The 12911-nt window shown below is 36.4% G+C and carries 4 protein-coding genes, 1 pseudogene and 1 CRISPR repeat array; of the genes and pseudogenes, 4 read left to right on the top strand and 1 reads right to left on the bottom strand.

Features of this window, described 5'->3' with window-relative positions; genetic code table 11:
• Window positions 1-362 (top strand): transposase (locus AWW83_RS03885; RefSeq protein WP_143713881.1); only part of this gene is annotated, 362 nt, incomplete at its 5' end.
• A gap of 72 nt (window positions 363-434) precedes the next feature.
• Window positions 435-5462: direct repeats of the CRISPR family, unit length 30 nt; unit sequence GTTTCAATCCCTCACAGGTTCAATTCACAC.
• A gap of 234 nt (window positions 5463-5696) precedes the next feature.
• On the opposite strand, the pseudogene buk reads toward AWW83_RS03885, so the two are convergent.
• Window positions 5697-6765, bottom strand: a pseudogene (gene buk, locus AWW83_RS03880) (butyrate kinase).
• 93 nt (window positions 6766-6858) lie between these two features.
• Between buk and AWW83_RS03875 the strand changes: the two are divergent.
• The 3 genes from AWW83_RS03875 to AWW83_RS03865 all read left to right on the top strand — a co-directional run bounded on the left by AWW83_RS03875 (window position 6859) and on the right by AWW83_RS03865 (window position 12857).
• On the top strand, window positions 6859-10332 hold the full coding sequence (locus AWW83_RS03875; RefSeq protein ID WP_092348781.1) for a serine/threonine-protein kinase: 3474 nt from the start codon (window positions 6859-6861) through the stop codon (window positions 10330-10332).
• Window positions 10325-11740 (top strand): sigma-54 interaction domain-containing protein, encoded by a 1416-nt coding sequence (locus AWW83_RS03870; RefSeq protein WP_092348778.1) that lies wholly within the window; start codon window positions 10325-10327, stop codon window positions 11738-11740. Before AWW83_RS03875 ends, AWW83_RS03870 begins: the two co-directional genes overlap by 8 nt.
• A gap of 559 nt (window positions 11741-12299) precedes the next feature.
• The gene (locus AWW83_RS03865) at window positions 12300-12857 is read left to right on the top strand and encodes a hypothetical protein (RefSeq protein ID WP_092348776.1); all 558 of its coding nucleotides are present in this window, start codon (window positions 12300-12302) and stop codon (window positions 12855-12857) included.
• The last annotated feature ends 54 nt before the right edge of the window (window positions 12858-12911 follow it).

The following is a 12911-nucleotide window of genomic DNA, read 5'->3' as shown; positions in this document are numbered from 1 at the left end:
TAAAAGGGATCTCTAAAATCGCATCTGCTGTAATTATTGCCGAAACTCATAACTTATCTAATTTCTCAAAACCGCAAGAACTTGTCTCTTTCTCTGGACTTGCCCCAGGGGTATTTCAATCAGGTAAAATAAAACAAAACCAAAAAACAACTAAAAAAGCAAATAAATATCTAAAATCAACTCTCTTCCTATGCGCACTATCGGCAGTCAGATTTAACCCCAAAATTAAATCATTCTACACTAATCTAATCTCAAAAGGTAAACCTAAAAAAGTTGCTCTAATAGCTTCCGCAAGAAAATTGATAATTCAATGTTTCTACTCAGTTAAGAAAAAATCAACGCAAAACGAATTTTTAACTTGACTTTGAACATAGAATCTCACAGGTTCAATTCACACTATCCCGCCCCGCGGTGGGGCGGGGTTTAAAAAAATAGTTTCAATCCCTCACAGGTTCAATTCACACATAATAAGTCGTGTTTTTTCCTGGATTGACAAAAGTATGTTTCAATCCCTCACAGGTTCAATTCACACATCTGTAACAAATTTGAAAAACGCATTAGAATTACTGTTTCAATCCCTCACAGGTTCAATTCACACAAGGATAATCCCAACTGTCCATTACTTGTAATAAATCCGTTTCAATCCCTCACAGGTTCAATTCACACCATACAGAAACTATGAAAGAACGATATATTTATTAATGTTTCAATCCCTCACAGGTTCAATTCACACCTAAAGTATATCTTCCTGATGGTAATGGGGCTTTGTTTCAATCCCTCACAGGTTCAATTCACACTAAGTAACAGCCTCAACACGATATTCTCCTTCTGTTAGTTTCAATCCCTCACAGGTTCAATTCACACCTACAGCTCGTTTAAATGAAGCATTGAAGATATTAAAGTTTCAATCCCTCACAGGTTCAATTCACACTTTTGATACCCACGTGTTCGAACCTGGATCATACTCAGTTTCAATCCCTCACAGGTTCAATTCACACAGAATTATCGAGGCACTCGAAGAAGATAATAAGAGAGTTTCAATCCCTCACAGGTTCAATTCACACCTATAAACAATTTGCGTAAACTTTACACAAAATTGATGTTTCAATCCCTCACAGGTTCAATTCACACGTTTCAACTCAAAAAAAATTGGAATTTGCTCCTTTGTTTCAATCCCTCACAGGTTCAATTCACACTGTAAAAACAAAAAAAATTGGACGCCATGAACTTCAGTTTCAATCCCTCACAGGTTCAATTCACACACGTAAGACGGGCGAAGAAAGCCCGTCTAGCATTTGTCGTTTCAATCCCTCACAGGTTCAATTCACACTTATGAAACTTACCTTTTTTCCGTCGATGCCTATCTGTTTCAATCCCTCACAGGTTCAATTCACACTTTCGACAGAAACAAACGAATACTGTTGGTAATTTAAAGTTTCAATCCCTCACAGGTTCAATTCACACACATTTGGACAAAATGACTGGAAATTTAGACTCTTTAGTTTCAATCCCTCACAGGTTCAATTCACACGGGGCGGGGTTTAAAAAAATAAAAAAGGGAGGAGAAGTGTTTCAATCCCTCACAGGTTCAATTCACACAGAGTGTGAGTCGGATTATGGAATAATAAAGCTGCAGTTTCAATCCCTCACAGGTTCAATTCACACGGGAGGAGAAAAATATGCTTACAAAAAAACAATTCTAGTTTCAATCCCTCACAGGTTCAATTCACACATGATGTTGTTCTTGCATAATAATTTTTAAGTATATACGTTTCAATCCCTCACAGGTTCAATTCACACCTACGTCCCTCCTGTGTCCCTCCATTTGTCCTTCCTTGTTTCAATCCCTCACAGGTTCAATTCACACAAGGAGGAAGGAAATATGACAAAAAAGGAATTTTTTGAGTTTCAATCCCTCACAGGTTCAATTCACACTCAAAATTTATTAAAATTCAATATAAATCTCAACCCGTTTCAATCCCTCACAGGTTCAATTCACACTGGGAAAATAATTGCTGCTATTCTCGTTCCGGTAGTTTCAATCCCTCACAGGTTCAATTCACACTTTTGAAAAGAAAATCGTCTCCTCGTCAGGGACGGGGGTTTCAATCCCTCACAGGTTCAATTCACACGATTCTCATATCTCGCCTTGTTTGCAAGGCGAGATAGTTTCAATCCCTCACAGGTTCAATTCACACAGATGAAATTGAACTTTTATTATCGTTGTTAAGATAGTTTCAATCCCTCACAGGTTCAATTCACACAAATTTATCAAATCTAAAATTCTCATCACTTGTAAAAGTTTCAATCCCTCACAGGTTCAATTCACACGTAATAAGGGAAAAATAGAAAAAATTTATTATAAAGTTTCAATCCCTCACAGGTTCAATTCACACTGATGAAGATAAACTTATTGGAGTAATTAAAACAGGGTTTCAATCCCTCACAGGTTCAATTCACACTCATTCGTTACTCTAATAGCAACAGCTTGCTTGTTGGTGTTTCAATCCCTCACAGGTTCAATTCACACCCGCTATTTCGCTTAATCTTTCGTTGACAAAATTCTCAGTTTCAATCCCTCACAGGTTCAATTCACACAAGGGCAAATTGAGTTAATGAGTTGAGATGAAATACTTGTTTCAATCCCTCACAGGTTCAATTCACACAGTATAGACCACGAAGACCTTGAATTTCATTTACCGTGTTTCAATCCCTCACAGGTTCAATTCACACTTATATCTTTTTAATCACAGGGTAACATTTAAGGATGTTTCAATCCCTCACAGGTTCAATTCACACGCAGGTTGATATGAAGTATAGCAAGAACACAAAATATGTTTCAATCCCTCACAGGTTCAATTCACACCCGTAAAAATTCCCATTTCCCTTAATGGGAAATGGGAGTTTCAATCCCTCACAGGTTCAATTCACACGCAACCCACGGCTTAGAAGGAAGGTTTGCGGATTTGTTTCAATCCCTCACAGGTTCAATTCACACAAAACAACCCCCGGTTTTATAAGAATGCTCATAACCGTTTCAATCCCTCACAGGTTCAATTCACACTTTCTCTCAACGCCACCGCCACAAGTTGGGGTGGCGTGTTTCAATCCCTCACAGGTTCAATTCACACATTTACTCGCTGATTTTGTATTTTTTGAAGATAGAGAGTTTCAATCCCTCACAGGTTCAATTCACACAAATAATAATAAAACATATATATTTATAGTGAAATTGTTTCAATCCCTCACAGGTTCAATTCACACGCGACGTTTGCGGGGCGCAGGGGATAAACATCTCAGTGTTTCAATCCCTCACAGGTTCAATTCACACCAACGGGAAATACTCTGTTGAAACCGGGCGAAAAACACGTTTCAATCCCTCACAGGTTCAATTCACACTATAAAATAGTGTTAAGAATTCAGTATCAAATTTCCGGGTTTCAATCCCTCACAGGTTCAATTCACACACCCCACGACGGGAATTGCGAATTGTTGATTATCGGTTTCAATCCCTCACAGGTTCAATTCACACTGGTTATCACAAGCGCAAACGATGGGAAGCATAAGTTTCAATCCCTCACAGGTTCAATTCACACCTCCCGGGCAAAAAAGACCCCGGGAGTTTTTACCGTTTCAATCCCTCACAGGTTCAATTCACACAATGCGACGGCGGTAAGAAGTATAATTGACCAAATAAGTTTCAATCCCTCACAGGTTCAATTCACACGGGATAAAGTCGCACATTTTGTTTGTGGTTATGCTCTGTTTCAATCCCTCACAGGTTCAATTCACACGCAACTGGGGAAAAATATGGTTATCACAAGCGCAAAGTTTCAATCCCTCACAGGTTCAATTCACACAATTACATTTTCGTAAATATGCACATCGTTTGCATACGTTTCAATCCCTCACAGGTTCAATTCACACAATGACAGAGTTGATGTCAGAAAAAATTATATCACATAGTTTCAATCCCTCACAGGTTCAATTCACACTAGCAAGAATTTTTGGGCTTATTATACAAGTATTGGTTTCAATCCCTCACAGGTTCAATTCACACTTAATAAAGCATATTAAAGAAAAATTTTCGCTTAATTGTTTCAATCCCTCACAGGTTCAATTCACACTAAAAAAAATAAGGGAGGTCAAAATGCTTAAAACAGTGTTTCAATCCCTCACAGGTTCAATTCACACGTAGATGTAATGGGTCATAGTGTTAGTGGTGGGGTGTTTCAATCCCTCACAGGTTCAATTCACACCCACCCAACAAAATGGGTGGAAAACATCTATCTTTGTGTTTCAATCCCTCACAGGTTCAATTCACACTCATCATCCGCGAAAGCCTGCGCAACAACATCAATCGTTTCAATCCCTCACAGGTTCAATTCACACATAATTTAAAATTAATGAGGGATAATAAAATGTATAGTTTCAATCCCTCACAGGTTCAATTCACACAAAAAATGGGAGCATTGCGGAAAATTTCCAATGCTTTGTTTCAATCCCTCACAGGTTCAATTCACACACGCAACCCGCGGGTAGTGGCTGCACGTCTTTAATATGTTTCAATCCCTCACAGGTTCAATTCACACAACTTAAAAACAATCACATCATTCAAGAACATGTATGTTTCAATCCCTCACAGGTTCAATTCACACTATTTAGTGACGACAGGATTTAAATTTTGCAAAAATGTTTCAATCCCTCACAGGTTCAATTCACACTTGGGCAACACCCTCACCAGGCGAACAATGCGCCTGGGTTTCAATCCCTCACAGGTTCAATTCACACCATTATCTCGCCCATTAACACCACAGCTCGTTTAAACGTTTCAATCCCTCACAGGTTCAATTCACACGAAAATTAAAAGAGATTACAACTGAAGATATTATAAAGTTTCAATCCCTCACAGGTTCAATTCACACAAGATACAATACAAAAGGATTAGAAATCATATCATTGTTTCAATCCCTCACAGGTTCAATTCACACTCTGATTGCAGTATTCCTCAACAAGATCCTGCGCCTTTGTTTCAATCCCTCACAGGTTCAATTCACACTAAATCAATTTCCTTTTTATTTTTAAAAAAAGTGTTGTTTCAATCCCTCACAGGTTCAATTCACACCTGGGTTTAACCGAAATTGCCCGTGATACGGCGGGAATGTTTCAATCCCTCACAGGTTCAATTCACACTCATTGATAACGCAATCTGGAGGGCGGGGATAAAAAGGTTTCAATCCCTCACAGGTTCAATTCACACAGAGCGTAAGGGAAGGAATTTTGGAGCAGGTTCGTGGTTTCAATCCCTCACAGGTTCAATTCACACTTCCCTGATAAACTCCTCAACCATTGCTTTTATAATTGCGTTTCAATCCCTCACAGGTTCAATTCACACAACCAAGCAATTGATGTTAGAACAAAACATTTAACACGTTTCAATCCCTCACAGGTTCAATTCACACTAGACCGAAGCAAAAAATTAAATCAACCAAATTCACACACTATAATATAATAAATTTTTTCGCCTTTGTCAAGTTGGAAAGTGTTAACTCAAAGCACGAATTTTTCCGAGGACCTCCCTGACAAAGTGTCAGGGATTGTGTCAGACAGGGGTTAAATTATTGAAAGACAGTTAGATTTTGCACGGATTTAATGTAAACTTCTTTACGGGGTTCTCGGAAAACGAAATAACGAATCTAATGCCCCGGGTATTCAAGTGCTTGCTCCTCTCCTTTTAAAACTCTTAAAACACCTAACGCAAGTGCTCGCATCTCATCTTCACCAGGAAAAACAAGCACCGGAGCAATAAACGAAACTCTTTCAATTATCCAATCCACAAGCATCTTTGAGTTTGCAAGTCCACCTGTCAAAACAATTGCATCAATTTTACCTTTTAAAACCGTAGACATAGCCCCAATTTCTTTTGCAATTTGATATGCCATCGCTTCATAAACTTCCCTCGCATATTCATCACCAGAGTTTATTCTCCTCTCAACCTCACTTGCATCATTTGTCCCAAGATATGCAACAAGCCCGCCTTTGCCCATAACCATCTTTCTTATTTCACTTTCAGTATATTTTCCAGAAAAGCAAAGAGTTATGAAAGGTTGAAGTGGAAGCCCCCCCTGTTCTCTCAGGTGAAAATGGTCCATCACTGCTGGCATCATTTGCATCAATTATTTTTCCACCTTTAACAGGGCAAACCGAAATTCCTCCTCCAAGATGTGCGATAACAAAATTTGCTTCTTCAAATCTCTTCCCAATTTTTTCGCTTGCAATTCTTGCGGTTGCGTGAATGTTCAAAGCGTGAGATAAACTTCTTCTTTGAATTAAAGGATGTCCCGAATATCTTGCCAATGGTTCAAATTCATCAACTGAGACAGGATCAACTGTAAATGCCTCAACACCTCCAATTTTTGCAATTTCATAAGCAAGTGCGCAACCAAGATTTGAAGGATGTTCACCTTGGAAATTATTTTTCGCATCTTCAAGCATCTTCTCATTTACACGATATGTTCCCCCACGCACAGGTCTTAACAAACCGCCTATTCCAACCACAGCTGAAAAGTCCGATGGTTTAAAATTTTTCTCCTTCAAAAAATCAAGAATTATCCTTAACCTGAAATCAAATTGTTCCCAAAGCGTTTTAAACTTTGCAAGTTCATCAGGCGAATGTCGCAAAATTTTTTGTTCAATCTGTTTTTCATCCTCAAAAATTGCAACCTTTGTTGATGTTGAACCCGGGTTTAAAACGAGAATTTTCATAATCTCGGAAGTATATGTTTTTAATTTACACGCCTTGAATTATTCAAAAAGCATTGTTAATTTAAAAAACAAAAACAATTTTCTTCAACAAGATTGCTCATAAATAAAAGATACGAAATCCAAGAGAAAATCGGTCAAGGTTCAATTGGAGAAGTTTTCAAAGCATACGACACTTATAAAGAAAAAATTGTTGCCATAAAAATTGCAAAACCAGAACCAACCGCAGAAGATAAACTTATAAACGAATTCAAGATAACCTCTCAATTTGAACATCCAAATATCATCTCGGCTTTTGACTTTGGCATCATAAGGTCAGGCGAGGATGATAAATATATCAACAGAAAATTTATTGTTTTTGAACACTGCGATATATACGATATTGTTAATTTCTTTTCTAAACTTGACTTTAAGAAAAAAATTGAAATGATAATTCAAATCACGCACGCACTTTACTTAATCCACAAATCCGGATACATTCATCGTGACATCAAACCCGAAAACATACTCTATGATTCAAAAAATGAACTTGTTAAAATAAGTGACCTTGGGCTGGCTGTTGAACTTGACGAGGCAACATCAGGAAAAATGCCCGCTGGAACATTGCTTTACATCGCGCCTGAAATCCTACGTGGTGACAAATTTGATCAAAGCGCAGACATTTATTCGCTTGGAATTTTAATCTATCATCTTTTGAAAGGTCATCCGCCATTTGAATCAGAAAATCCAATTGAAATAATTAAATGGCATCTCTCTAAAAAGAAACTTGACGATAAAGAAATTAACACTGAACTTATTGAACTTCTAAACTCAATGATTGATCCAGATCCTTCTCAAAGACCCAAAAACATGCTTGATGTTTTAAATAGATTAAAAAATTTGACTCCTGATTTTAAACCATCAAATAATTTCAAAATTAGAAAACCAATTGGAAAAAGCGAAGCCATTAAAAAAGCATCTGAAATTTTAAAGAACCTAAAAATTTCGCCTCAAGAAACAAAAATTATTTTGATCTCCGGAGCCGATGGGCTTGGAAAGACAAGTTTGACTCGTTACATAAATGTGGAAGCGAAAACTCTCGGATTTGAAACGATTATAATCAATGAACTCAATATCCAAAAGATTATAAACTTAATCACAAATTCACCACTCATTCTTAACCTGACCCCGGAATTGAGATTACAACTTGAAAAATTCAAAGATATAACTGCAATCAACCCGCACATTTCCATAGAATTTTCACAATTTTTAAAGAAGTTAATTTTTGAATCATCTTCAAGTTTTCCCGTTGCACTCTTTTTTGATGATTTGAACCCGAACGAATTAAATGTTGAGGTTTTTTTAAAATCGTTTCTCCAATTTGATGAATCATCTGGCGGAAGGATGGCAATTTTTATAACATGCAACAATGTTAATTTTTACACTTCTTTTATTAAAAAATTTGAGACAATTTACCTGCGCCCGCTCAATGTTGATGAAATCAAAGAATACATCATGATTAATTTTGATTTTGATGATGAAAGTGCAACAAAATTTGCCAAAGTGCTTGCTGAATATACCGGCGGAATATCTGCAATCGTTGAAATTTTTTCAAATTATCTTTCAAAAATTAGAGCAAACCCAAACTTAATTTCACAAATAGCAAAAATAAAATTTGATGAAATTCTCAACCAGATCAGTCATCTATCAAAAACACAAAAGCGAATCCTTGAGATATTAAGTTTGGGACAAGAACCCGTTGAAATAAAAATTTTGAACGAGTTTTTCTGCGAAAATATAACTTTACATTTAAACGAACTTCAAAGGTCTGGCTTCATAAAAATTGAGAATGAGAAGATATGCATATCTTACATGGCGTTGAAAAATTACATTGATGAAACAATTGATCCAGAAACACGCCGAAAAATTCATCTAAACTATGCGATAATTTATCTCAACCAGCCAAACTGGGAAGAAAACACTGACAAAATTTTACATCATTTTGTTAAAGCAAAAGATAAAACTGGAATTGAAAAATTCGCAGAGAAAGGAATTGAAAAATTGATTTTTAAAAACGAGTTTAAAAAAGCAATTGACCTTTGTGTGGAAATTTTTGAACTTTTGCCTGATTACTTGAAGGAAACATTCACCATAAAACTCGCAGATTTGAATCTGAAAATTGGAAATTATAGTGAAACAATTAACATCCTCCAAAAATCAGATGATCTTCAATCTCTTGAGATGAAATCTCAAGCATATTTTCATCTTGGTGAAACAGGGAAAGCAATGGAGATATTAAAAAACGCATTTGTAAATGCAGAAACACCTTATGAAAAAGTTCGTGTTGCAGTTAAACTTTCACAAATTTACGCTTCAAGCGGAGAAATTGAAAATGCATTTTTGATATTAAAATCATTTGAAAGCGAGAAAATAATTAAACTTCTTGCTAAAACTGAAACGCTTGGTGATTTTTACGCTGGGCTTGGGATAACTTCGCAGATGAAAGGTTTAGAAAAAAATGCAAGGAGATATTTTGAGTTAAGTTTGGAACAAAGGTTATCAAAGAAAGATAACCGCAAAGCGATCGCTGGATACAATAACATCGCAAATTTTTATAGCATCATCGGTCAACACGACGAAGCAATAAAATACTGGAAGAAAGCACTTGAAATTTCGGAATCAATCGGCGACATAATTCAGAATGCACACATATATAACAACATTGGAATAAGCCATTTTAAAAGAAGAAATTTTGAAAAGGCGGTTGAAAATTATCAAAAAGCACTTTCAATATACAAAACATTAAACGATGTCCCGGGAATGGCAAACGCTTTGGGGAATATTGCGGAGGTTCTCATTGAAGAATTTAAACTTGCGGAGGCATACGAAAATATAAATGAAGCCAAAAGATTGCACGAGCTATCAAAAAATCAAGATGGGATCTGCGAGGCAAATTTTTTGCTTCTCTCACTTTACTTAAACATTGGAGATTTAAACAGCGCAGAATTAATTCTAAATGAGATATCTGAAAAATGTCCGAACTTGCCAAAGCATTGGCTTGATTTTCAAATTGCTATTCTTGAAATGAAAAAGAAAAATTTTGATAGGGCAGAATCAATGCTTGCTGAGATTGAAAGAAATGAGCTTGTAAGACGAGAAAAAGAACTACACTTGAAAATTTTAATTTCTATGCTCAAATTAAGTTATGTATCAGAACAGTTTAAACTTCCAGAAAACATTGAGCTCCTACTGAAACTTGCGGATGACAGAGTTTCAAAATCAATGATTTTCTTTCTGCTTGCGCTTCTATACGAGAGTAAAGATAAAATGCTTGCGTTTAGATATTTGAACGAATCAACCGATGAACTTAGGGATGAATTTGCGGAGTTCAGATGGAAACTTTATCTTAAAATTGCAGAGTATTACAAAAATAGAGGAATTGATGTTAAGTTCTTGCAGTATTTTGAACAGAGTTTGTTGAGCTTTGATGAATTGATAAGAAGGATTAAAATTCCTAAGTTTGTGAAGGCGTATGTTGAAGATGTTGAGAATGAAAAATTTTACAACCTGCTGCAAAAATTAAATGTTTGAAGAAAAATTGAGCCAGAAATTTAGAATATTTCTCGCAGGCACAAGCAAGGCGACACTTGAAGACATAAGAAAGTTTATACCTGTTGAAGAAGGTTATTTTGACATTACTTTGCTCACATCTTACAACTCTATGAAAAGGTTTTTATCTCGGAATCCAGACCTTTTAATTTGTGTAATTTCAAATCGTGGAGATGAGACACTGCTTGATCTGGGAATTGAAAATTTCTCAACGCAGAACATTGCTTGTGTTGATTATGTTAAGTCGTATAATTTGACAGTTAAGTTGATAAAGTCAGGCGTGTCATCCTACTTTTCAATGCCTGAGGATAGCACAACATTTTCCGATTTTATAAGAGAAAGAGCGCTTGATTGGAGAAGGAAATTAGATGCTGAGAAACTTCTCAGCATAAGAAAAGAGCAATTTGATTTCAGCAAGTTTATTGGTAATTCGCCGAAAATGCAGGAAGTTATGGCGCTTGTTAAAAAAGCGATTGAACATAAAGATTTAACTGTTTTAATAACTGGTGAAACTGGGACAGGTAAAAATCTTCTTGCTCGCATTATTCATCAAAACACATATTCCGAGATAAGACCTTACATTGAGATAAATTGTGCTTCTTTGCCTGCGACACTTCTTGAGTCAGAACTATTTGGACATGAGAAAGGAGCTTTTACAGATGCGAAAGATAGAAAAGCGGGTTTGTTTGAAATTGCAAATGGTGGAACAATTGTGCTTGATGAAATAGGAGACCTTGAGTTGAATTTGCAAGCGAAAATTTTGAAGGTAATTGAAGATAAAACATTTAGAAGAGTTGGTGGAGTTGAAACATTGAAATTTGAAGGAAGGATAATTGCAGCTACAAATCAAAATCTTGAGTTGCTCGTTCGTGAAAATAGGTTTAGAAAGGATTTATATTACAGGTTGATGCTTTTGCCGATTCATCTCCCACCGCTTCGTGAAAGGGGCGATGACATATTCATCCTTGCGGAGCACTTCATAAAAGAATTCAATGAACTTTACAGAAAAAATCTTCCAAAGGTTCGTGGTTTATCCCCGGAGGCGAAAGCTTTTTTCAGAAATTACACTTGGCCTGGAAATGTTCGTGAGTTAAGGCATGTAATAGAAAGAGCCGTGTTATTGACAAACAATGAATATCTTACGCCGGAAGATTTCCAAAATTTTGTTGAGAAGAAAATGACGATAAATATATCCGAGGAAGCATCACAAAACATACATATATCATTACCATTTGAATCAGCAAGTTTGCAAAATTTTGAGCGTGAGGTTATAAAAACGGTTCTTGCGCGCGTGTCCTGGAATAAATCTCAAGCTGCAAGGATACTTGGCATCTCCCGCCCACGACTTGACCGCCTGATTCAGAAGTATTACATACACCCGATGAAATAGTTTATTACAACTGCAACATTTCGTTGCAACAAGGTATTACAATTTTACCAAACCCCGCCTTTTTTAAGAAAACGAAAAGTTAAAATTACAGGAACAAAAATTTTATTTTTCAATCACTTCATTAAAGAGGGAATTTGATGGCATAATTTTTGCAAAAAATTAATGTGAATAACTTTTACGTTCTTTACATATCGGAGAAAAATGGATATGTGTAATGATTTGAAACGAATGTCCTGCATTCACAAAGTGGAATGTTAAAATTTGTGGTGCGTTTTGTTAAATGCAAGTGATTTCAGACTTATCAATTAGCAAGTTGCATCTGTTCAACAAGATGAAATTGAATTTGTCGTGTGATTTCTTGGAACTATAATGATAGGCGCGTATTAGGTTAAACTTAAGTTATTGTGTGTCGCTTCGGAATGCAACTTAAACTTGTATAAAACAATTTGTGGTTTAAGAATTTGCTGCACCGCAGAAAGAGTATTTTAGTTAAGAGTGTTTCTTGTTAAAAATTTTCTAAACACAAACTAAATGTCAAACTAAAAAACAGGAGGTTACCATGAAGCGTCTTATCTCAACACTCGGCGTCATTTTAGTTGTTATCAGCTTGTCTTTCTTCTTAACAAGCTGCGCAGATAACCCGGTTGGTTTCTCAACTGGAAAACCGGGAATCGTCAACAGGGATGGTCAGGTTAAATTGTTGAAATGGAACGATGCTTTCAAGCAGGAACTTCTTGCAAAGAAAGGATTTGCGGGCAAATGGGTGTTTCCGGATAATGACGCAACCGTTGGAGGAAAAAAGACCTATAACAATTCAGTTTACATTCCTGCTGGTGCGGTAAGCGAGCCGACATATGTCACAGTTGAAGTTCTCGGCGGAGATTATGCAGCGGTTGAATTTAACCCGAGCATGACATTTAACAAAAATGTCACTATTACACTTTCATATGCAGGGGTTGATCTTGGTGGCGGTTCACCTTATGATTTGAAGCCAGTGTGGTATAATCCTGAAACCGGAAACTGGGAATATGTTAACAGCCCAGTCACAGTTGATACAAAGAAACAAACGATCAGCTTCCAGACGAATCACTTTTCAAGATATGGTTGGTCGTGGTAATTTGCTTTAATCAAAACCTTTACAATAAGGAGGTAAAAACCTATGAAGCGAATT

It is taken from the genome of Candidatus Chryseopegocella kryptomonas, assembly GCF_001536065.1.
In the GTDB taxonomy this organism is placed as follows: Bacteria; Bacteroidota; Ignavibacteria; order Kryptoniales; family Kryptoniaceae; genus Kryptonium; species Kryptonium kryptomonas.
This window is presented reverse-complemented; position numbering and strand designations above follow the sequence as displayed.